General features: G+C 43.1%; 19 protein-coding genes. 16 read left to right on the forward strand and 3 right to left on the reverse strand.

Going from position 1 to position 24,061, the window contains the following annotated elements; genetic code table 11:
* Positions 1-1,119 precede the first annotated feature (1,119 nt).
* The 4 genes from thrS (at position 1,120) to rnr (ending at position 7,648) form a co-directional block, all read left to right on the forward strand.
* Positions 1,120-3,054: a threonine--tRNA ligase gene (gene thrS / locus JMX96_RS05610; protein ID WP_201568054.1), complete on the forward strand. Its 1,935-nt coding sequence runs from the start codon at positions 1,120-1,122 to the stop codon at positions 3,052-3,054.
* Between the two features lie 23 nt (positions 3,055-3,077).
* A complete protein-coding gene (gene infC, locus JMX96_RS05615; protein ID WP_057762155.1) occupies positions 3,078-3,581 on the forward strand; it encodes a translation initiation factor IF-3 in 504 nt (167 codons plus the stop codon).
* A 406-nt stretch (positions 3,582-3,987) separates the two neighbouring features.
* On the forward strand, positions 3,988-5,232 hold the full coding sequence (locus JMX96_RS05620; RefSeq protein ID WP_201568055.1) for a toxic anion resistance protein: 1,245 nt from the start codon (positions 3,988-3,990) through the stop codon (positions 5,230-5,232).
* A 139-nt stretch (positions 5,233-5,371) separates the two neighbouring features.
* Entirely contained in the window at positions 5,372-7,648 is a 2,277-nt protein-coding gene (rnr, locus tag JMX96_RS05625; RefSeq protein WP_201568056.1) for a ribonuclease R, read from the forward strand.
* Positions 7,649-7,765: 117 nt separating this feature from the next.
* On the opposite strand, the gene JMX96_RS05630 is transcribed toward rnr, so the two are convergent.
* From JMX96_RS05630 to hisA, 3 genes are all read right to left on the reverse strand, one after another.
* On the reverse strand, positions 7,766-8,047 hold the full coding sequence (locus JMX96_RS05630; protein ID WP_201568057.1) for a hypothetical protein: 282 nt from the start codon (positions 8,045-8,047) through the stop codon (positions 7,766-7,768).
* Between the two features lie 81 nt (positions 8,048-8,128).
* A complete protein-coding gene (locus JMX96_RS05635) occupies positions 8,129-9,802 on the reverse strand; it encodes a mechanosensitive ion channel family protein (RefSeq protein WP_201568058.1) in 1,674 nt (557 codons plus the stop codon).
* An 83-nt stretch (positions 9,803-9,885) separates the two neighbouring features.
* Positions 9,886-10,623 (reverse strand): 1-(5-phosphoribosyl)-5-[(5-phosphoribosylamino)methylideneamino]imidazole-4-carboxamide isomerase, encoded by a 738-nt coding sequence (hisA, locus tag JMX96_RS05640; RefSeq protein WP_201568059.1) that lies wholly within the window; start codon positions 10,621-10,623, stop codon positions 9,886-9,888.
* A gap of 1,095 nt (positions 10,624-11,718) precedes the next feature.
* On the opposite strand from hisA, the gene JMX96_RS05645 reads away from it, so the two are divergent.
* The 12 genes from JMX96_RS05645 to JMX96_RS05700 all read left to right on the forward strand — a co-directional run bounded on the left by JMX96_RS05645 (position 11,719) and on the right by JMX96_RS05700 (position 24,061).
* On the forward strand, positions 11,719-13,071 hold the full coding sequence (locus tag JMX96_RS05645) for a Na(+)-translocating NADH-quinone reductase subunit A (RefSeq protein WP_201568060.1): 1,353 nt from the start codon (positions 11,719-11,721) through the stop codon (positions 13,069-13,071).
* Positions 13,072-13,076: 5 nt separating this feature from the next.
* Positions 13,077-14,312, forward strand: a complete 1,236-nt coding sequence (locus JMX96_RS05650; protein WP_057762164.1) for an NADH:ubiquinone reductase (Na(+)-transporting) subunit B — start codon at positions 13,077-13,079, stop codon at positions 14,310-14,312.
* Positions 14,293-15,195, forward strand: a complete 903-nt coding sequence (locus tag JMX96_RS05655) for a Na(+)-translocating NADH-quinone reductase subunit C (RefSeq protein WP_201568061.1) — start codon at positions 14,293-14,295, stop codon at positions 15,193-15,195. Before JMX96_RS05650 ends, JMX96_RS05655 begins: the two co-directional genes overlap by 20 nt.
* A 1-nt stretch (position 15,196) precedes the next feature.
* Positions 15,197-15,868: an NADH:ubiquinone reductase (Na(+)-transporting) subunit D gene (locus tag JMX96_RS05660; protein ID WP_057762168.1), complete on the forward strand. Its 672-nt coding sequence runs from the start codon at positions 15,197-15,199 to the stop codon at positions 15,866-15,868.
* Positions 15,868-16,476, forward strand: a complete 609-nt coding sequence (gene nqrE, locus JMX96_RS05665) for an NADH:ubiquinone reductase (Na(+)-transporting) subunit E (protein ID WP_011281361.1) — start codon at positions 15,868-15,870, stop codon at positions 16,474-16,476. The genes JMX96_RS05660 and nqrE overlap by 1 nt, the downstream gene beginning before the upstream one ends.
* A 122-nt stretch (positions 16,477-16,598) precedes the next feature.
* A complete protein-coding gene (gene nqrF, locus JMX96_RS05670) occupies positions 16,599-17,834 on the forward strand; it encodes an NADH:ubiquinone reductase (Na(+)-transporting) subunit F (protein ID WP_102078341.1) in 1,236 nt (411 codons plus the stop codon).
* A 175-nt stretch (positions 17,835-18,009) separates the two neighbouring features.
* Positions 18,010-18,810 (forward strand): SDR family oxidoreductase, encoded by an 801-nt coding sequence (locus JMX96_RS05675; RefSeq protein WP_201568062.1) that lies wholly within the window; start codon positions 18,010-18,012, stop codon positions 18,808-18,810.
* Between the two features lie 123 nt (positions 18,811-18,933).
* Positions 18,934-20,088: an FAD:protein FMN transferase gene (locus JMX96_RS05680; RefSeq protein WP_201568063.1), complete on the forward strand. Its 1,155-nt coding sequence runs from the start codon at positions 18,934-18,936 to the stop codon at positions 20,086-20,088.
* Positions 20,089-20,288: 200 nt separating this feature from the next.
* Positions 20,289-20,534, forward strand: coding sequence for a (Na+)-NQR maturation NqrM (gene nqrM, locus JMX96_RS05685; RefSeq protein ID WP_057762175.1), 246 nt, complete (start codon positions 20,289-20,291; stop codon positions 20,532-20,534).
* A 396-nt stretch (positions 20,535-20,930) separates the two neighbouring features.
* Positions 20,931-22,163 carry a CynX/NimT family MFS transporter gene (locus JMX96_RS05690; RefSeq protein WP_201568064.1) on the forward strand — a complete coding sequence of 411 codons (1,233 nt, stop codon included), beginning with the start codon at positions 20,931-20,933 and terminating at the stop codon, positions 22,161-22,163.
* Between the two features lie 311 nt (positions 22,164-22,474).
* Complete coding sequence (locus JMX96_RS05695; RefSeq protein ID WP_201568065.1) at positions 22,475-23,329, forward strand: arylesterase; 855 nt, start codon at positions 22,475-22,477, stop codon at positions 23,327-23,329.
* A gap of 12 nt (positions 23,330-23,341) precedes the next feature.
* The gene (locus tag JMX96_RS05700; protein WP_201568066.1) at positions 23,342-24,061 is read left to right on the forward strand and encodes an ABC transporter ATP-binding protein; all 720 of its coding nucleotides are present in this window, start codon (positions 23,342-23,344) and stop codon (positions 24,059-24,061) included.

Below are 24,061 nucleotides of genomic sequence, written 5' to 3' on the forward strand. Positions count from 1 at the left end.
GCTCTTTAAAGAAGCTTCTAAACTTGGCTCATTTAATCTGGCAAAATCGCTAAAAATTATGTTCGTAATGAATTAACTTTGAGTTTTTCTGCTGTCTTAAATGATAATTTTTATAGTTAATAATCTTCCCGAAAAGAAAAGATAGTCAACTTTATTTTTTAGCATTCTGAATCAGCAAAAATCCACACAAGTTGTTCTTTAGTTATGCTTTTAAATAATGTCTGACACTGTCGTCCAGTGCTAGTATTTCAAACTAAATAAGTTAGCCAATGTGGCTTATCCTATTTAGCGAGCTGACCATCATATCATGTTTTAATAGTCTGTCAACTTCTTTTTTTTAATTTGTTTCAACAAGTTAACTGGGTTATTAATGTGTAATCTACACACTAGCTACTTCCAGCTCGTCTTGATGAGGTGCGTATTATAGACGGTTTAACTTTTGTGTCAACCCGTTTTATTAATGTTTTTAAAGTTATTTTAGAAGGAGAATAAATCTGTATTTCTTTCAATGGGTTATAAAACTGAGGATTTCTATTTTCTTTAATACTAGTGTGCAATACCATTTAGTTCATCAGTTTCCATTAAAGACCAGCTTTATCTAATCCTCATAACTGGACTTATTCATCTTGATATTCTTACATATTTCTCTTAAGCAGATGATCTATGATGTTTTTGAATGTTGATATTCATATAACTAGCACTATATAGAAGTTAAGTTATTCGGGGTTATATGATACTTTCAATATATTGTCCTATATAGTTCAGTATTTGATACTACCTTTATCATAAGATATGGCTCTTATATTAGTCGTCGCGCAATCCCTTGATATCTAGTGTTGAGAGACGGTTTTTGCTATAATAGGTATTTTGCTGCATTACTTATATATGTTGGCTGTTGTATTATTCATATAGCGAAATGCATTTTGCTGCAATGCTATTGATTAACTGGCCTTAAGCCTTACATCAGCTCTAGCTTAGATAGTCATAGTAAAACTCTAGGTAATGCGTCCCTTTCACAACATATCACGATGATTAGATATAATTGATGTGGTCTCACGGTTATATGATTGATGGTTGCAATCATCACTGCCAACGGACCCAATAATAGGCGAATAGATTATGGTAGCGATTACTTTACCCGATGGTAGTGTAAAAGACTTTGAAGGTCATACAACAGTCATGGAAGTGGCTCAAAGTATTGGGACAGGGCTCGCTAAAGCGACGGTTGCTGGACGTGTAAATGGTCATCTAGTAGATGCACATGATCCTATTGTCGCTGATGCCAACGTTGAAATCGTAACGCCAAAAGACGACGACGGTGTTGATATTATCCGTCACTCATGTGCTCATCTATTAGGTCATGCTGTTAAACAGCTCTACCCTGATGTGAAGATGGTCATTGGTCCTGTTATTGATGATGGTTTTTATTACGATATCTTTAGTGAAACGCCATTTACGCCTGAGCATATGGAAGCGATTGAAAAACGCATGATGGAGCTGATCAAGCAAGATTATGACGTTATCAAAAAAATGACGCCACGTGCCGAAGCGATTGAGATATTTGAATCACGTAACGAAGACTATAAGCTAAAACTTATTAATGATATGCCAGGTGAAGAAGCGTTTGGCTTGTATCATCACCAAGAATACGTCGATATGTGCCGTGGCCCGCATGTGCCAAACACACGCTTTTTGAAGGTATTTAAACTGACCAAAATGTCAGGTGCTTATTGGCGTGGCGATGCGAAAAATGAGCAGTTACAACGTATCTATGGTACTGCGTGGGCTGATAAGAAACAGCTAAAAGCTTATATCCAGCGTATTGAAGAAGCAGAAAAACGTGACCATCGTAAAATCGGTAAAGCGTTAAACCTATTTCATATGCAAGAGCAAGCGCCAGGTATGGTGTTCTGGCATGCTAATGGTTGGACAATTTATCAAGTACTTGAGCAATATATGCGTAAAGTACAATACGATAACGGCTACGAAGAGATTAAGACACCTCAAATCGTTGATCGTAGTTTGTGGGAGCGCTCAGGACATTGGGGCAACTATGCAACCAATATGTTCACGACTTCTAGTGAAAATCGGGATTATGCGGTAAAACCAATGAACTGTCCTTGTCACGTGCAAGTTTTTAATCAAGGCTTAAAGTCTTACCGTGACTTGCCACTGCGTATGGCTGAGTTTGGTTCTTGTCATCGTAACGAGCCATCGGGTTCACTGCATGGTTTGATGCGCGTACGTGGTTTTACTCAAGATGATGCGCATATCTTCTGTACACAAGCACAAATTCAACAAGAAGTTGCTGACTTTATTAAGCTAACGCTTGCCGTCTATGAAGATTTTGGTTTTGAGAATATTATTATGAAACTGTCTACCCGTCCTGAAAAACGTGTTGGTAGCGATGAGTCTTGGGACTTTGCAGAAAAAGCGCTAGCAGATGCGCTTGATAGCTCAGGACTAGACTGGGATTATTTACCTGGCGAAGGTGCATTCTATGGTCCAAAGATTGAGTTCAGTCTAAAGGATTCTTTAGGACGTATTTGGCAGTGCGGTACCATTCAAGTTGATCCAAACATGCCTGAACGTCTCGATGCTGAGTTCGTTAATGAGCAGAACGATCGTGAAGTACCTATTATGTTGCACCGTGCAATCTTAGGTTCATTTGAGCGCTTCATCGGTATTTTGATCGAAAACTATGCCGGTTGGATGCCAGTATGGCTAGCACCGCAGCAAGTTGTGGTCATGAATATCACCGATAAGCAAGCTGATGCATGTGAAAACGTGGTTAGCGAGCTTAAGAATGCAGGTTTGCGCGCTATTAGCGACTTGCGTAACGAAAAGATTGGATTTAAGATACGAGAGAAAACATTAGAACGTATTCCCTATATGCTAGTATTAGGGGATAAAGAAGTCGAATCGGGCAGTGTCAACGTCCGAACTCGCGAAGGTGAGAACCTTGGCGTGATGAGTGTTTCTGAATTTATTACATTAGTACAGACCGCTGTCAGTAACAAAGGCCGACAGACCCCAAAAACAGATGAGGAGTAATACCTATTAAACAGTCCAACCGTTTGAACATCAACGAAGATATCAATGTCAAAGAAGTCCGTCTCGTTAAAGAAGATGGCGAGCAAATGGGCGTGGTTGATATCGCAACCGCGATGAAAGCGGCACGTGATGAAAATCTAGATTTGGTTGAATTAGTTCCTGAAGCTAAGCCGCCAGTATGTAAGATCATGGATTATAAGCATTTCCTCTATGATCAAAAGCAAAAGGCTAAAGAAGCTAAGAAAAACCAAAAGCAGACTCAGCTTAAAGAGATGAAGCTACGTCCTAGTACCGAAGAGGCCGATTACCAGGTTAAACTGAGAAAAATCGTGAGCTTCTTGGAAGATCAAGACAAAGTTAAAATTAGCATCCGTTTCCGCGGACGTGAAATGGCGCACCAAGATATCGGTCGCAAACAACTTGATCGTATCATTGAAGATACTGCTGATATCTCAAACGTCGAACAGTACCCTAAGATGGAAGGTCGTCAGATGGGTATGCTGCTTGGACCCACTAAGAAAAAGTAATCTCTTTATTGGATTGCTTTGAGTGGTGGCTGTTAGTCTATATAGCTATTTATAACTCTAACCATCAATATGCTGCGGGATATTGATGGTTTTTTATTATTCAGACTCAAAAACTGCTGTAATGAACATAGCTATACTGAACATAATAGCCTAGCATCATTGACTGACGCTATTTTACAAAATCCACCTTCTCAACTTTCTGATTACACGGTAATCTAAAGGTCTAGTTATATTTACTAGTTAGTATTTAGCAGTAACTAATGATCATTTGATAAAAATTAATACGAGCTAAAGACAAACCTATAAATGTATAAAAGCTAAGTGTATAAATAAAAACAATGTATATCACGACTGTCAGAGTCGTTGACAAAAAACACTTCCCTTCTCCGATATCAGAGGATATTTCATGCAAGAATTGACGCCACCAGAAAACGCTACAACTCCCAGTATCTCTCTAACAGCGCCTGAACCTGTCAAAGAAATACAGAAAAGTGAAGCAGATCAGATGGTCAAATTGGATGAAAGCCAAATTCCTGAGCTCGATGCCAAGGTTGATGCTTTTGTTGATCATGTGATTACCAACTCTGTGCATAGCGATGAGTTTCGACAGAACGTGCAGTCTATTCATAATCTAGGTACAAAAGAGATTCGCGAATCTGCACAAGTATCTAATCGAATGTTAGATTTGCCCGCAAAAAGTCTCAATGACAGCTTATTCGACAACTCTCCTATTGCTAAATCGCTAACGGAACTACGCGGGATTGTCGAAGACTTAGATCCAAGCAAAAAGGAGCTGACCAGCTCACGCAAGCTGTTCGGTCTCATTCCATTCGGTAATAAGGTGCAAGATTATTTCCGTCAGTATGAGTCAGCCCAGTCACACATTAATGCCGTTGTGACCAGTCTCTACAATGGTAAAGACGAATTGCTCAAAGACAATGCGATGATTGAGCAAGAAAAAGTCAATATGTGGGAGCTGATGCAGTCTATTCGCCAGTATGTCTACGTTGGCAAAAAGATTGATGAGCAACTTGAGCAGAAGGTCTATGCGATAGAAGCAACCGATCCTGAAAAAGCTCGCATTATTAAAGAAGAGATGTTGTTTTATGTCCGTCAAAAAACCACTGATTTTTTAACTCAGTTAGCAGTGAATGTACAAGGCTATTTGGCGCTTGATACCATTCGCCGCAATAACTTAGAGCTGATTAAAGGTGTTGATCGCGCAACCACAACTACCGTGTCTGCATTACGCACGGCTGTGGTCGTTGCTCAAGCAATGACCAATCAAAAATTGGTACTAGATCAAATCACTGCATTGAATAAAACCACCAGTAGTTTGATTGAATCAACTTCAGCGATGCTCAAGCGTCAGTCAGGTGAGATTCACGAACAGGCGACTAGCAGTAGTATTGAGCTTGATAAACTGCAAAATGCCTTCAATAATGTCTATGACACTATGGATATGATTAGTAATTATAAAATTGAAGCGCTAGAGAATATGAAGCAAACGGTCAATACACTGACCACGGAAGTAGATAAAGCACAAAAATACTTGGATAAATCAAATCAGACTACGGTATTAGAAGTCTCAAAAGAGTTGGATAGTAAAAAGATCACTAACCAATCAAGTAGTGTCGATATCGATATCTGATTTATCCCTATAGCGGTCGTCAGAAAACTGACCGCTTCCTGCTACCGAATACACATAAGACAATTGACGCAAGATATTGCGACGTCGTTCGTGTTAAGATAGCCACTATTAATAATTTTAAAAATAGATACGGTAATTTATGAGTTGGAATGATCCAAACGCCTCAAGTGAGGCAAAAAAATATGACAACCCGATTCCTAGTCGTGAGCTGATACTTAGCACGATTAATGAGCATGGGGAAGTCACGCATCAACAATTGGCAAAAGCCTTTAACATTGATGACCCTGATCAGTTTGATGCCTTGGGCAATCGCCTAAAAGCAATGGCGCGTGATGGCCAGGTGAATCGTGATGGTCGTCCTTATCGCTATCGCACAGTGACTAAGCAAGATATCGTCTCAGGTACAGTTTCTGCTCATCCAAAAGGTTTTGGTTTTGTGGTGCTAAATGATATGCCAGATTTGTTTTTACATGAAAAACAAATGCGCTGGGTATTCAATGGCGATACAGTAGCAGCCGTCGGCACTTCGACAGACAATCGTGGACGTACCGAAGGGCGTATCGTCGATGTTGTCGAACGTCGTCAAAACAACTTTATCGGTACACTTGCTCGTGATGAAGACGGCTATTGTGTTGAGCTTGGTAGCCCAAACAATCATCAACCGATTACGGTTACTGATGACAATGTTCAGTCGCTAAATATCAAACAAGGCGCTCCTGTTAAAGTCGATATCATTGACTGGCCAAACCAGCATGAATTTGCCACTGGTAAAATCACTGAAGTTCTGTCTGACGATAATGATCGTGAATTGATTATTGAGACTACCCTGCTCAACTATGATATTCCATCAGATTTTAGCGAAGCTGCGCTTAAACAAGCTGATGACTATCAAGAGCCAACTGAAAAAGACATAAAAGGTCGCACAGACATACGTCATCTACCGCTTGTCACTATCGATGGTGAAGATGCTCGTGACTTTGATGATGCTGTATTTGCTGAAAAGCGCTCTGGTGGTAACTACCGTGTTGTGGTTGCGATTGCGGATGTCAGCTATTATGTGACACCGAATTCACCACTTGACCAAGATGCCTATGAGCGTGGTACTTCAGTATACTTCCCGCATCGCGTGATTCCTATGTTGCCTGAAGTGTTATCTAACGGTCTGTGTTCACTGAACCCTAATCTAGATCGCTTATGTATGGTTGCTGATATCAAGATATCACGCGCTGGTAAAGTGACTGGATATGAGTTCTATCCATCAGTGATGCACTCACAAGCCCGTCTCACCTATAATCAAGTAAATGATTATCTTGTGAACCCGAATGATAAGAGATTACCTAAATCATTAACAGGTAATAAAGACGTTAAAAAATCTGTTGATACGTTACATCAATTGTATGAGCTACTGCTTAAAAAGCGTGAAGAACGTCATGCAATGGAGTTTGAAACGGTTGAGACGTATATCAAGTTCAATGAGAAAGGCGGAATCGAAGCGATTTTACCACGCACTCGTGGCGACTCTCAGAAGCTAATCGAAGAATGTATGTTGCTTGCCAATACTTGTGCGGCAAACTTTGCGCTTAAGCATGAGTTACCAGTCTTGTATCGTAACCATGATAAGCCTGATAATGAGAAGTCAATGCGTATTCATGAATATGCGAAAAACTTTGGCTTACCATTCCCAGAAGAGAATCCAACGCAAGCGGATTATCAACGCATTATCGAAGCAACTAAAGATAGACCAGATGCCATCAGTATTCATAGCATGCTACTGCGTTCAATGATGCAAGCGAACTATGCACCTGACAATATTGGTCACTTTGGCTTAGCATATGACGAATATAGCCACTTTACCTCGCCGATTCGCCGTTATCCAGATTTGATGCTGCATCGCGCGATTAAGGCAAAAGTCACCAACAGCCAGCAACCTGTTATGGACTTTTCTCTTGAAGGTGCTGGTACACAAACGTCAGATACAGAACGCCGTGCAGAAAAAGCATCACGTTATGTAGAATCTTGGCTCAAGTGTCACTATATGACGGATCATGTCGGTGAAGAGTTCGAAGGTGTTGTGACTACGGTTACTAGCTTTGGTCTATTCGTCACATTGACTGACTTATATATCGATGGTTTGGTTCATATCTCAAACGTTGGCGATGATTTCTTTGTTTACGATGAGCAGCAACAGCAGCTTATTGGTAAAGATAAAGGCACGCTATTTGGACTTGGTGATTCGGTTAAAGTTAAGGTTGCGGGTGTCAATATGGATCTGCTACAGATTGATTTTGATTTGAAGGCTAAATTGCAATCTAGTGCAATGAACCAAACTAAAAAAGGTCAACCGAAGAAAGAGCAGCCTAAGAAAGCCCCAGCAAAAAGAAGCAGCAACCGCAGAGGCGCTGCCAAAAAAAGCTAAGCTTAGACTGATACTTGGATACTGATGTTGTAATACAATAAAAAAGGCTAACGTAATCGTTAGCCTTTTTTATGCTATGTACTTTTCAATCATCAATGATATAGCTATTTATTGTGCCTATTGCGCATCGTCCAATTGGTCTACACGGTCTTGTTCGGCTTGCTGCGCTTGGTCAATTTTACTGGTCGCACTATCTACGATCGCTTTCGGCTGTTGACTAAGTGGCTGGCTAGTAATATCTGTATCAGAGGTAGCTATTGTAGCATCAGGCTGTTCAGCCGCTACGCTACTGGCTGCGATTTCTCTGTTTTGTTCGCGACTATTACCATTGATAATGTTAAAGCCGAGTAATGCCACAATACCAATTACTGCAAAGATAATAACGTGTTTCATTTCCATAAAAAGCCCCGTATTTGAATAATCACCAAATATAGATTCTGTTGCACTTTTTATGCCTAAATATTATTTAACGTCTAATACCTATTCTTGAGGACTATTATTATTCAATAAATCAGTCTCATCTGAGCTTTGAGCAATCTCTTGCTCGACTTTTTCCATCAGCTTATCGTCAGGACGGGCATCGAGAACATCATTAGCACTGCGACCTTGTAAAATGGTCTTGGCTCGAGCCTTGGCTTGTTTTTTATCTTGGTCATCCGTATGACTCTCGCTGACCTGATTTGTTTCAGCAGGTTTAGGGATAGTTGGAGTAATCGTCATATCAGATTGAATATTATTAGCATTGCTGACACTGCTTTGCATGTGCTCAAAGGCTTTTTCTAACTTATTGTTGAAGCGCAGACGATAGATAGGCTCAGGTAAGCTAAAGCCTTTATCTTCTAGTGCGTGCTTGGTCTCACGAATGGCGATACTGCGTGCTTTGGCAAAGTCAGTCTCTGATTGATCTACCCAAACCTGAAATTCCAAAACAATATTAGAATCGCCCACATTGGTAATAACCGCAATCGCTTTGGGCTCGTCCAAGACAAACGCTAGTGTATGTATCGCATCTAGCCCTACTTTAATTGCTGCTAAAGGATCATCATTGGCATCAACGCCCAATTCAAAAGTAAATCGGCGCTCAGGGTTTTTGGTGTAATTTAATATCGTACCTTTAAAGACTTCAGCATTAGGAATACGTAACTGATTACCATCTAATGTCATCAGTATCGTCGCGCGCGAGGTCAAACGAACCACGATGCCCTCTTGCCCATTAATCACGATATGGTCACGAGCACGAAAAGGTTGGCGAATGCTCAGCATTAGTGAAGCGATATAATTCTCGATAGTGTCTTTGACTGCGAAACCAACCGCAATACCAATGACGCCTGCCCCACCAAGCAATGTGCCTAAAATCGTCTCTGCACCTATCAGACTTAGTCCTAAAATCAGACCAAAGATAATAAAGATGACTTTGACCGTTTGTGACAACAGCTCAGCGACAAATGGATTGGGTGTTAGATGTTGCCACATCTTTTTGCGATTAGATAACCAACTGCCAAACCATGCCACCAAGGCAAATATAACGATGCCAACTAATAGTAGTGGTAGTGCCTTCACAAGATTAGTCAGTTGTGCTTTTAAACCTTGATAGACCGTTGAGACATTCTCTTGAACATCTAGCGTGCGGTTAATTCTGTCTTCTACAGTGACGACATCTGTTAGTCGGTTGGTTAAGTTGATCGCTTGCTGTGCTTTTTTTTCGTTGGCTGTCTCTCCCGTTAGGGTAACGACCCCTTGGGTGACACTAACATTGACGGCTTGTAAGCCTTCGATTTCAGAGAAAATACCGCTGATACGTTGACGAATATCGTTGTCTTTTTGCGGTGTGGGTGTGGTTTCGATTTGAGCATTATTGGTGCTTTCGCCACTGATTATTGGTGGCGTAGCTGGCGTTGGCAATGAGCTGGCAGGTTCTGTGGTTTCACCTGTTGATGTCTCATTTTCTGATGTGGCAGAATTATCGTTAGATACGCTTTCCTCTATCGTCTCTACACCTTCAGTTGTCTCTATACCTAGTGCTGCTGAGATACCAGAAATTTCTTCACTGGCAGCATGCGCTGAGAACGCAAAAAGGATGCTTAGTAGCAACACCATTTGACCCCACGCTTTTATAGAACTGCGTATTATTGAACGGTCAATGTAAGTGGCCATAAGCATCCTTTATTTTTTACGGATTTTTCTCGCTTAGCTGATTGCTGATAATTAGCTGCCTGATTTTAGCTGCCTGGCTTTATTTAGCTATCTAAGTAAAGCTGTGCTTCGCTCAGGTTTAGCGTGCCTTCATAGATAGCGCGACCAGTGATGATACCTTCGATACAATCACCATAAGGCTTCAACAGCTCGATATCTTTCATATCGGTAACGCCACCTGATGCAATCACAGGTAGTCCGCCTTCGCGCGCCAGATTAACGGTTTGTTCAACGTTAACGCCTTGCATCATGCCATCGCGGGCGATATCAGTATAAACGATTGATGACACGCCGACGTCTGCAAAGCGCTTAGCAAGTTCGGTCGCTTTGGTATCTGTCACGTTTGCCCAGCCATGAGTGGCTACCATACCGTCTTTGGCATCGATACCGACGATGATGTGCCCTGCAAATTCACGGCAAGCTTCTGCAACAAAACCAGGATCTTCAACAGCTTTTGTACCGATAATGATATACGTCAAACCTGCGGTAATATACTGCTCAATGGTGTTCATGTTGCGTACACCGCCGCCCAGCTGAATAGGCAGGTTCGGGTATGCTTTGGTGATATCATTGACCACTTGTCTATGTACTGGCACGCCATCAAAAGCACCATTCAAATCGACCAAATGCAGGCGACGCGCACCTTCATCTACCCAACGCGCTGCCATAGCAACCGGATCATCAGAGAACACCGTATCATCTTCCATACGGCCTTGTTTTAAACGTACACACTTACCATCTTTTAAATCAATAGCCGGGATAATGACAGGCACAGCACACATATAGCATTCCTTATAAAGCACAAGATTGGCAATAAATTTAGTAAATTGAAGTTTTGAGAATGAAACGTTATCGAAGCGTCAAATAACGAGAGAAAACGCTGCTTAAAAGTAGCATAAATTATGGACAGATCGAAAACCAAGACATCGCTAAGTTAGCAATCTGTTTGAATACAAATAAGAAAGACCGAAACTAGACAATCATAACCATAAGTTTTAATACGTAGAATCACTACCAACAATCGTTAAATTCTATTACTGACTGGCAATTTTAGGTCAATTTAGCGTATAATCCTAGGTAAATTTTTATTTGTTTCTATGTGATAGTAACCATGTGTTACGCTTTTTGTTGAGTTGTTACAACTCACTAATACAGCATGGTGATCAGGATGGATCGAGCAATCCTTCAATACGCCAATAAAATATTGGCCAAGAAATTGCTAAAAAGGACTATCTGAAAAATCTCAACCAATAGTCTCTAAACCATCGATTCTGCGGTATTTAACCTTAATTAGATGTCTTGCAAGTCCCTATCACTAGCTAACTATATTAAAACCGTTACGATTAAAACTATAGCAGCTTATAATAAGTGAGGTTTGCTTATCAGTTGCTTAGCTAGTTTGTCTTTTAACCAGTATATCATCTACCTTAATAGATCGTTATTTGGCCACACTCTTATTCTATCGAATATCTTTAAACGGTATTCGTAAACGAGAGATGGTCAAACATACTGGTGTTACAAGTTTTAAATTTCAATGAAACGTGTGATAAAGCCATTTGTATTTAAACCAGTCTCTTTTAGCCATGTGCTATAGCGATTGATTTCGATGAAGCGGTTTTAGCATACACCTTGGTAGCCAGTCGCCACTTTGGTAATTCGAATAAGACATTAACGTGTTGTTAAGGAGTCTAAGGTCAGCGTTAATACTCTTACTAGTAGTTATGATCATGTATTGTCTTCACAGAGCTTTCATCCCTATTTCACTATAAAGGAAATAGACGATTGAAGGCTTTGTTGAGTGATACAAATGTTCATGCTACCGATATACCAAACAGGACGTCTGGTATCGTTTTAGACTATGGACTAAGTTTTCGCTTATGATTACCATCAAAAAAGGTTTGGATTTGCCCATCACTGGTGAACCCTCCCGCGAGATATCTGAGCACCAACCGACACATGTAGCACTTGTTGGCTATGATTATGTGGGTATGAAGCCCACTATGAATGTCAAAGAAGGTGACATTGTAGCCAAAGGTCAGCCCGTTTATGAAGACAAAAAACGTGTTGGCGTGATCTACACTGCCCCTGCTGCCGGTAAGGTCGTCGCTGTTAAACGTGGCGAACGTCGAGTGTTTGAGAGTCTTGTGATTGCGGTCGACCCAAATGGTGAAGAAGTAGACTTTGAGCGCTATGACTCACAGCAGCTTGCTGACCTAGACTCTGAAGTCGTTGAAACCCAACTGATTGCCTCTGGCGAATGGACCGCGTTCCGTACGCGTCCTTATAGCCGCGCACCCGAAATCGGCGCTCGTCCACATGCTATCTTTGTCACAGCAATGGATACCAATCCACTTGCCTTTGACCCGATGCTTGTGATCAATGAGCAGCTACAAGCGTTCAATGATGGACTTGCTGTATTATCTACGCTTAGTCCAAAGACCTTTGTCTGCCATCATGGCGATACTCAACTGACGCCAGTTGCAAAAACTGCAGCGAATAACGTCACTGAGTATCATGGTTTTGCTGGTAAGCATCCAGCTAGTCTTGCTGGTACGCACATTCACTTTTTGCATCCCATCAGCCGCGGTGTGACCGTATGGACGATTGGTTATCAAGACGTGATTGCAATCGGTAAATTGTTCACGACAGGTCGTCTATATACGCGCCGCATGGTGAGCTTAGCAGGTCCTGCTGTCACCAACCCGCATTTGGTTATGACTGAACGCGGTGCTGATATTACTGCATTGACCAAAGGTAAACTGGCTGCTGGCGAAAACCGTATTATTTCAGGTTCAGTATTGTCTGGTCGCAAAGTGTTTGAAAACATCGCCTATCTGGGTCGTTTTCACAATCAGATCAGTGTATTGACTGAAGGCCGTGAGCGTCCTGCGTTCCATTTCTTTACTCCAGGTAAAAACCGCTTCTCAAAACTGCCTATCTATATTTCGCAGTTTTTTGGTGGCAAAAAATACAACTTTACTACGACAAGTAACGGCTCACCACGAGCGATGGTACCAATCGGTGTCTATGAAGAAGTCATGCCACAAGATTACCTACCAACTCAATTACTACGTGCATTGATTGTCGAAGACATCATTAGCGCTGTAGATTTGGGCGTGCTTGAACTGGACGAAGAAGATTTGGCACTATGCACCTTTGTATCTCCTGGCAAATATGAATTCGGTGATATTTTGCGTGATAACTTAACGCGCATTGAGCTGGAGGGCTAACCACGATGAAATTTTTACACAATATGTTCGATCGTATGGAGCCATCTTTCACCAAAGGCGGCAAACACGAAAAGTACTACGCTATTTTTGAGATGTTTGATACGTTCTTACGTCAACCAAGCTCAACCACTTATGCGTCATCGCATGTACGTGACGGGATTGACCTAAAGCGTATTATGATTACCGTATGGCTATGTACCTTCCCAGCAATGTTTTGGGGTATGTACAACATTGGTCATCAAGCACTAACCGCTATCGCTCAGCTTGGCTTACAGCCTGAAGGCTGGCGTACTGTGATCACTAGCATGGCAGGCTATAACCCAGACAGTATCTGGGCCAGCTTTGTCTATGGTGCGATGCAGTTTTTACCTATTTATATTGTGACGTTTGCGGTAGGTATTCTCTGTGAGATTATCTTTGCTGTCGTCCGTGGACACGAAGTCAACGAAGGTTTCTTTGTGACTTCAGTTCTATTTGCATTATGTCTACCACCTGACATTCCTTTATGGCAAGTTGCCCTAGGTATTATCTTTGGTGTGGTCGTCGCAAAAGAAGTGTTCGGTGGTACTGGTAAGAACTTCCTTAACCCTGCCCTATCGGGTCGTGCATTCTTATACTTTGCTTATCCAGCCTATATGTCTGGTGACTCAGTATGGACAGCAGTAGATGGTTTCTCAGGTGCGACGCCTCTTGGCCTTGCAGCCCTTGGTGTGGTTCCTCAGGACTTCGTCGATGTCTATGGTAATGCCATCACGTGGAGTGATGCATTCTTAGGTAATATGCAAGGTAGTATCGGTGAAGTATCGACGCTAGCTATCCTAATGGGCGCTGCAGTGTTGCTATGGACGCGTATCGCTTCTTGGCGCATTATGGCAGGTTGTGTGGTCGGTCTGATTGCTACGTCTCTTGTATTCAACATGATTGGCTCTGAAGACAACATGATGATGAGCTTGCCGTTCTACTGGCACTTAGTTATCGGTGGCTTTGCTTTCGGTGCTGTATTTATGGCAACCGATCCAGTATCAGCTGCGCATACAAACAAAGGCCGCTGGGCTTACGGTATCTTGATTGGTTTTATGACCGTATTGATTCGCGTCATCAACCCTGCTTTCCCAGAAGGCATCATGCTGGCCATTCTATTCGCCAACTTATTTGCTCCATTGTTTGATTACTTTGTGACTCAAGCAAATATCAAACGCCAAACCGCTCGGAGGGTTCGCTATGTCCAAGCCCAAAAGTAATAACGCGAAAACCATCAGTGTGGCTTTGACGCTATGCTTGGTGTGTTCAGTGTTGGTTTCAGCAGTGGCTGTTGGTCTAAAGCCTGCGCAAGTTGAAAACGCACGTTTAGACCGCAACAAAAACATCTTAGTTGCGGCTGATATGTATGACGCTGAGTCTGATACAGCAGATGATGTCGCCGAACGTTTTAAAGATTTTGAAGTCAAAATCATTGATTTAAACGAAGGTACTTATCTCGATGACGACGCGCTAAAAACTGCTGGCATCCCTGATCGTAATGCTTATGACGCCAGTCAAGCAACAAAGAACCAAGCTTTAAGTGAAGACTTGGGTGACAACGATCCTGCTGGTATTGGTCGTAAGCCAAAATATGCCAAGGTCTATGTCAAAAATGATGACGCAGGTCAGCCAGAAACGGTTGTATTGCCAATTCAGGGCTACGGTCTATGGGGCACTATCTATGGTTTCTTAACGCTCGAAAGTGATATGAATACCATCAAAGGTATCAGTTTCTATGAGCATAAAGAAACCCCAGGTCTGGGCGCTCGTATCGAAGAGCCAGAATGGCGTGCAAAGTGGAGCGGTATCGAGTCTTATGACGAGAATGGTAACGTTGCCACTGGTGTAACCAAAGCTGGTAACCCAAAAGAGAACTGGGTTGATGGCATCAGCGGTGCGACATTGACTAGCCGCGGCGTCAGCAACATGATTCAGTTTTGGTTAGGCGAGCAAGGGTATAAGCCTTATCTAGATACGCTACGCGAAAAGAGCGGCCAAACGGTTGAAAGTGCAGACACGCAAGCAAATCAATCAAAGCCGGCAGCTCAACCTAAAACCGAATTGGCAGCCAAGCTACCAGTAGCAAACGGCAAGGAGGCATAACATGGCTGACACTAAAAGCATTTTAACCACGCCTATCTTTGATAATAACCCTATTGCCCTACAGATCCTTGGTATCTGTTCGGCATTGGCTGTCACCACCAGCATGGCTAACGCTATGGTCATGTGTGTGGCATTGACCTTGGTAACGGCATTTTCAAGCTTCTTTATCTCGATTATCCGTAAGCAGATTCCATCAAGCATTCGTATCATCGTACAGATGACGATTATTGCTTCGTTGGTTATCTTGGTTGATCAGGTACTAAAAGCAGTGGCTTATGACGTCAGTAAAGGTCTATCTGTCTTTGTTGGTTTGATCATCACGAACTGTATCGTTATGGGCCGTGCCGAAGCATTTGCTATGAGCAACCCACCAATCCCAAGCTTTTTAGATGGTATTGGTAACGGGCTTGGTTACTCAGCAGTATTACTATTCGTTGCAACTATCCGTGAGCTATTGGGTGCTGGTACTTGGTTCGGTATTACGATTCTACAGCCAGTCACTGATGGCGGTTGGTACATACCAAACGGTTTATTACTGTTACCACCATCAGCGTTCTTTATCATTGGTTTGTTCATCGCTGTTGTCCGTATCTGGAAACCAGAACAAGTTGAAGAAGCTGAGTTTGTAATGAAGCCGCAGTCTAAAGGCATGGCACATGGAGGCGGTCACTAATGGGACATTATGTTAGTTTATTTATAACCTCAGTCTTTATTGAGAACATGGCGCTTGCCTACTTCTTAGGCATGTGTACTTTTTTGGCCGTATCCAAAAAAGTCTCTACAGCGATTGGTCTAGGTGTTGCGGTTGTTGTCGTGATGGCAATTACCGTTCCACTAAACAATTTACTATTCCAGTTCATCCTAAAAGATGGTGCGCTGGCATGGGCAGGTTTCCCTGATATCGACTTGAGCTTCTTAGGATTGCTAAGTTATATCGGTTTGATTGCAGCCACCGTACAGATCCTAGAGATGTTCTTGGACAAGTTTGTACCGAGTCTATATAACGCGCTTGGGGTATTCTTACCACTAATCACCGTAAACTGTGCCATCTTAGGTGGTGTATTATTTATGGTTGAGCGTGACTATAACTTTGGTGAATCTGTTGTCTATGGTGTGGGTGCAGGCTTCGGTTGGGCACTTGCTATTACAGCATTGGCGGGTATCCGTGAAAAGCTAAAATACTCAGACATTCCAGCACCGCTGCGTGGTCTTGGTATTACTTTTATCACGGTTGGTCTTATGTCGCTCGGCTTTATGTCGTTCGGTGGTATGTCCATCTAAACCGCTAAGCTCAAAGCTTTCATTAGCTATTTGACTTATTTAATTCATTTATTCGGTAGAGGTTTGGGTACAGCATAAATTATGCCCCCTCACCCCTACCCCATAGATTAAGGATACCTACCATGGATTACGCTACGGCGATTGGTGGCGTTGCTATGTTTACCTTGATCATCATGGGCCTTGTCGCTATTATTTTGGCGGCGCGCTCAAGACTGGTCAGTTCAGGCGATGTCACTATCCATATTAATGATAATCCCGATAATGATGTGGTGACACCAGCTGGCGGCAAACTACTACAAACGCTAGCGGGCGAAGGTATATTTTTATCTTCAGCTTGTGGTGGTGGTGGTACTTGTGCGCAGTGTCGTTGCCGCGTTATTGAAGGTGGTGGTTCTATTTTGCCCACCGAAGAAGGCTATTTTACTCAAGGTGAAATCCGCAATCACATGCGCTTAGCTTGTCAGGTAGCTGTTAAGCAAGACATGAAAATTGAGATTGATCCTGAGTTCTTTGATGTACAGAAATGGGAATGTGAAGTTATCTCTAACGATAACGTTGCCACTTTCATTAAAGAGCTGGTACTAAAAATTCCAGAAGGCGAAGAAGTAAACTTCCGCGCTGGTGGTTATGTACAGTTGGAAGCGCCACCGCACGAAGTGCACTACAAAGATTTTGTGGTTGATGAAGAATATAGAGAAGACTGGGAAAAATTCGGTATCTTCAACTATGTCTCAAAAGTTGATGAGCCTGTTATCCGTGCTTACTCAATGGCTAACTACCCTGAAGAGAAAGGCCTCATCAAATTCAACATCCGTATCGCAAGTCCACCGCCACGTGGTCCTGACGGTATTCCACCAGGCAAAATGTCTTCATGGGTATTTAGCTTAGTACCTGGTGACAAAGTGACAGTTTCAGGTCCTTACGGTGAGTTCTTTGCTAAGAAGACTGAAGCTGAAATGATCTTTGTCGGTGGTGGTGCTGGTATGGCCCCAATGCGCTCACATATCTTTGATCAGCTCAAACGCTTGAATACTGATCGTAAGATTAGCTTCTGGTATGGTGCTCGTTCTATTCGTGAGATGTTCTACGTTGAAGACTATGATCAGCTAGAAGAAGAGTTTGATAACTTTGAGTGGCATGTTGCACTGTCTGACCCATTACCAGAAGATAACTGGGAAGGTCCAACAGGCTTTATCCATAACGTATTGCTCGAAAACTATCTGAAAGATCATCCAAACCCAGAAGACTGTGAATACTACATGTGTGGGCCACCGATGATGAACGCTGCCGTAATCGACATGCTACACAGCATGGGCGTGGAAGACGAAAACATCATGCTTGATGATTTCGGTGGTTAAGTTAGAGACTTAATCTAACAGCATAAATCTAAGAATAAAAAAGAGTCTCAATTGAGGCTCTTTTTTTTGTGCGATTTTTACACATAGTAATGCCGTTACAGACTACAAATCTAGCTAGTAGAGTCGCTTTATTATCCTATATGATGGACTATCTAAACATTGAGAAAGGACTCTTATGAAAACGAAATACAAAGATTTGACCATTTGGATTACCGGTGCTTCTAGCGGTATTGGGCAAGCATTAGCCGTTGCGTTCGCCAAACGCGGAGCTAGGATTATTTTAAGTGGACGTGACAGTGATAAGTTAGAGGTGGTCAAAAGCAGCTGCAAACGTGCTAACAAGCATATTGTTGTTCCTTTCGATATTAGCGATGCCAATCAAGCCAAAGAAGCTTATGACACTGCTAAAGCTCAGGCGGGGAAAATCGACTGGCTCATCAATAATGCTGGTATCAGTCAGCGTTCGCTCATCATGGACACGGCTGAAGAAGTTGAACGCCAAATCATGGAAATAGATTATTTTGCCCAAACGCGTCTTACTAGACTTGCGTTGCCGGACATGATTGCACAAGGCGGCGGCAAAGTCGTAATGGTCTCGAGTGTGGCAGGCCTATTGGGTACACAGTATCGTGGCGCTTATGGAGCAGCCAAGGCGGCACTGCATATGTGGGCAAATAGCTTACGTGCTGAGCTACACGACCAAGGTATCGAAGTAGCCACGATATTTCCCGGGTTTATTCAGACTAATATCTCTATCAATGCGTTGACAGGCGACGGTAGTGCACAGGGTACGATGGATGAAGCAACCAATAACGGTCTAACTGCGACTGAGTTTGCCAAACAAGTCGTGAAGGCTCTCACCAAGGGAGAGGAATATATCATCATCGCTGGTCGTAAAGAAAAACTGGCCACACGGGTCAACCGCGTCTCTCCGCCAAAACTCTATAAGCTCATACGTGAGTCACAAGTGAAATAAGCTACTTAACCGAACGAATTGTCGCTGAATGGTGCCTTCATTAGTATTTTGGGGTTCAAGGGGTGTAAAATAAGCGTGGCTTGTTTTACACCCTACTCATTTCTACGCCATACCGAAAATATTATGAAAAACACTATATCCAGCTTATCTTCCAAAAAATCTCTGCACCTTACCTTAGTAAGCGTCGTCAGCCTTGCTAGTACTTTAGGTCTCAGCGCTTGCCAGCAAACCCCAGACTATAACTATCTGATCGGTGAGACGATGGGAACGAGCTACCATATTAGCTATCAGCTGCCTGATGATGCGGACGAAGCTGCCATACAAGCTGCGGTAGACGAGCGCCTGAAACAAATTAACGATAGCATGTCTACTTATCAAAACGACTCAACGATATCTACATTCAATCGTTTGGGCAAAGACAAACCTATCACTATCGATGCTGATTTTAGTCGTGTGCTAGATGTATCACAAATTGTCTATCAGCAGTCTGGTGGTGCTTTTGACCCTACCGTTATGCCACTCGTAAACACCTGGGGCTTTGGGAGCACCATGACTGTCGAGCGTTTACAAAGTCCACCGACCGCAGTAGAGATTGCTCAAGCCAAAGCATTGGTCGATTTTGAGAGCATCATAAAGAAAGACGACACCATCTATAAGACCAAAGACGGCGTGGGTTTAGATTTCTCTGCCGTTGCCAAAGGCTTTGGTGTCGATGTCATCGCTGACGTACTGAGAGATGATTATCAAATTCGTAACTATATGGTTGAGATCGGCGGTGAAATAGCCACTTCTGGTGTGAATAATCAGCAGCAGCCATGGCAAATTGCCATTGATGCCCCTATTGAAGGCAGTACGGTCAGTGAACGTCAAACCATATCTGCTATTCGCCAACCAAAGAATACGGCTAGCCAAATGCATCTAGCGACCTCTGGTAACTATCGCAACTCTGTTATATTCGATGGCAAACGCTATAGCCATACTATCGACCCGACAACGGGTAACCCTATTGCAGGTGGTGCACCTTCAGTCACTGTCGCAGCGGACTCTGTCGCGTTGGCAGATGCATGGGCAACCGCCCTTACCGCGATGCCTTATCACAAAGCACTAGACCTCGCTAAAACGCAAAATCTAGCGGCTATGTTCGTGGTACTAGCTGACGATGTGAAAGCAAAAAGTTCTGACGATATGTCCAACGAAGCTGCTGACGACAATATTGACGACTGGCAAGTGGTACAGACACCAGCGATGAAAGCATTACGTGCTGATAAAAAGCTCTGATCGTTCTCCAAGCTCTAGACAGCATACTCTAAAAGCCACTGGTAAGTGATAGATGTGAAACAAGAGAATACGTTAACGCACAACGAGCTACACTAAAATTTGCTATACTATTATACAGTTGTTATTAACGGTGCTTAGCTGGCATGAACTTAAACAGCACCACTAATAACTGCCCTATTTTTTAAAATGAGGTTTCCTCTATGCTTAGCCAACTGCTTCCTATGCTTGCCATTACTTTTACCGTATTTGTCCTATTCTTCATTTTTATGGGCGTCGGTTATATGGTCAAAAAAAAGCCGCTTAGAGGATCTTGTGGCGGTGTTGCCAAATTGATGGGTGACGAAAATTGCTCGTTTTGTGGTAATGATCCCAATAAGTGCGATTCATTAATCGCCGAACAACAAGAGAATGCATTAAGAGCTGCTCAATTGGGTAAATCGGTTTAATAGCCTATTGGTTACCATACGCTGGTAGCATTTACCTGACATATGTTCTTATAATAGCGTCAAGTCATTCAAAGGTGACTTGGCGCTATTTTTATTGTGCGATAAGACTGCTTATTTAAGACTCATTATTATCGTCATCTCTTATTATTACTGTTCTAAAGCCGTAACTCGAAGTAACCACCCATACATTTCGACCAACCTGCCTGCCAATTTAGCAAAGTCAGTGCAGCAAACTGTATGTCTTACGCGCTACATATGTTTTTCGGTCTAATTTACGATATCGATTACCGTCTAGGTACGTGTCTGGGTAAACGCTCTCTGGTGTTATTTTATAAGCGGCGATTTCTTGGCGCTGTTTAATAACGTGTTTTTTTTCGCTGTCATCGTTGTGCTGCTATGTCTACCTCGTCCAATTTATCTGCTTCATCTAGCCTGCCCTCCTCACGCTTTACCTTTTGGTTGGTGCTGTGTGCCATGATTCTGCTAGCCACCAATATGCGTGCGCCTATCGTCGCGCTAGGTTCTATCGCCCCAGTGGTAAAAGACGCGCTGGATATCTCTGAGTTTCAGATAGGCTGGCTAGGAGCAGTGCCTATGCTGAGCTTTGCCGTTGGTGCACTAATTTCCCCAACCATTGGTAAGCGATTCGGGCTAGAAAACACACTGATTGCCATGATTGGGCTATTGACGGTAGGGATGATTATCCGTACTGCTATCCCGACATGGAGTGGGTTTTTAATTGGTACTTTGTTGCTTACCCTTGCCATCGGCTTTGCTAATACTTTGGCAGCACCTGTTATTAAGCAGCGTACCCCGCAACATATTCCGCTGATTACAGGTCTGTTTAGTCTGACGATGACCACAGCAGCAGGTATCGTCGCAGGCGTCGTATTACCGTTATCGGAGCAAGTTGGTTGGCAGTGGGCATTGGGTGGTTGGACGATACTAGGTGTGTTTGCCTTTGTCATCTGGCTATTTTTACGTGTGCGGTTGGGTTCATCCAACCATCAAGCGGTTATCCCTGCGACGTTAGGCTCTTCTGATATTTCCATGTGGCGAACCACCTTTGCGTGGCAGATTGCGATTTTCATGGGTTTGCAGTCATTATTGTTTTATACCGTCGCCAGTTTTTTACCATCGATTTGGGTCAGTAAGGGACTATCTGCCGTCAGTGCTGGACAAATGGGTTCTGTATTTCAGTTTATGGCACCAGTCTCTATATTAAGTTTAACTTGGTTGGTCAATCGCGGCCGCCCTATTCAAGCATTGGCAGTGTTCGCCGCTGTGCTAAACGTCGTTGGTATATTGGGTGTCAGCTATCTATCGACTGACTTGGCATGGCTATGGTCAGGCATGATGGGCATGGGCTGTTCAGCAATTTTCACCTTGAGCATGATGCTGTTCTCTATGCGTACCTATACGACCAATCAAGCAAGTGAGCTGTCTGGTATGGCTCAAGCAGTGGGTTATGTCATTGCGTTTTTTGGCCCATTGGGTACAGGCTGGCTGCATGAAATGACTGGTAGCTGGAGTATGCCGCTGTTTATTATGCTGATACTGATGATTGTCAATGTAGTGATTGCTTGGCTTGTTAGTCGCCCAGTGATGGTCGATGGCAAATATATTTGATTGCTATCAGCTTTCATTTCTATCAGTTTTTATGGCCTACAAGGCTATGATTGCTAACGCGCAATAAAGCGGCCTTAAATTAACCTTAGGCCAATATAGGTCACTGTCTTATTTTGCTATAGTCAGTTCAATATAACTTAGATACTTAATATAAGCTGGATACTCAATATAATCCGGATATAAGGACGGCGTGTGAAAGTACTACCAATAGTAGACTGAGCGAGCCTGACGATTTATCCAACTGATACTGTATTTGGTTTAGATAGGATTTGACTAGACACTGGTTTGATTGCATATAGGACATAACACCCATGATGAAACTTCCCTCTCGTTTTGCGCAGCGCTTGCCTGCTATCGCCATGCTCGCGGCTGTAATGGCTATCAGTGGCTGTCAGAAAGATGCTGAAACGACACCTGCTGATGGTACGCAGAGTACCAGTACTGAAGCGACTAACAGTCAAGCCAGCACTGCTCCATTAGCCACTGAAACCGCAGCAACGACTGATCAGCAGGTCAAATCTTCATCACTTACTATTCTAGCGCTTGGTGACTCACTGACAGAAGGTCTAGGAGTGGACAAAGATGACAACTACCCTGCTCAGTTAGAAGATCGTCTGCAAGAGATGGGCTACGCTAACGCCAAAGTTATCAACTCAGGTCTAAGCGGTGAAACCAGTACGGGATTGGTCAATCGATTGGACTGGGTATCGCAAACCAAACCCGACATCACCATATTGACTATTGGTGCTAACGACGCCATACGTGGTATCGATGTAGCGACAATTGAAGCCAATATTCGCACTGCGGTTAAGCACCTGCAAGACAATGGCAGTGTCGTCATCCTAGGCGGTATGTCGATCTATGACAATCTAGGCAGTGAATACGTGGCGGCATTCTCAGACATTTATCCTCGTATTGCGAAAGATATGAATCTGACGCTTATTCCGTTTTTCTTAGAGGGTGTCGGCGGTGACCGAGAGCTAAACCAAGCAGATGCGATTCACCCGACTAAAGAAGGCTACGAGATTATCGTTAACAACAACATCTTGCCTATTCTAGAGCCGAAATTAAATGAACTAGAAGAGTTAAAAACAGCTGATACCGATAACACAGCTACGACTGCTCAAGACAATACGACAAAAAATAAGACAAACGAGACCATTTAACGAGACAATGTAATGACATCATCATCTTCGACTGCCACAGCAACGCCACAAGCAGACGCTAAGACACAAGCACTACTGACCGCCTCACAATTAAATAAAACCGTGCAAGTCGGTGAGCAAAAGTTGTCCATCATTAAAGACGTAGATATCTACGTCAACGCTGGCGAGTTTGTGGTCATCATGGGCAAATCCGGCTCGGGTAAATCTACTTTGTTAGGACTACTTGCCGCGCTAGACTATCCCGATAGCGGTACGGTGTCGCTGGCAGGTCAAATGCTCAGTAGTCTGGATGAGGATGCGCTAGCCGTTATTCGTCAGCAGGATATGGGCTTTGTCTTTCAGTCGTTTCATCTTCTACCCACACTGACCGTCGCAGAAAATATCGCCTTTCCACTTGATATTGCCAGACGTCCAAACCCAGCAAGAGTAGACGAGCTGATAGATGCGGTCGACTTAGGTCATAGACGTAACAGCTTACCCAATCAGTTGTCAGGTGGTGAGCAGCAGCGTACAGCAGTGGCGCGAGCACTGGTATCGAACCCAAAAATTGTGTTTGCGGATGAGCCAACGGGCAACTTAGATGAGCAAAATGCCGATCAAGTCATGCAGCTGCTATTGAATTTACGTCAACAGGTTGGCTCGGCACTGGTGGTCGTGACTCACGATCCTGCACTTGCCGAGATGGCAGATCGCGTCATCACCATGCATGACGGCCGCATTGTACCTACATGA

The organism is Psychrobacter sp. JCM 18900 (assembly GCF_904846625.1).
Taxonomy (GTDB): domain Bacteria; phylum Pseudomonadota; class Gammaproteobacteria; order Pseudomonadales; family Moraxellaceae; genus Psychrobacter.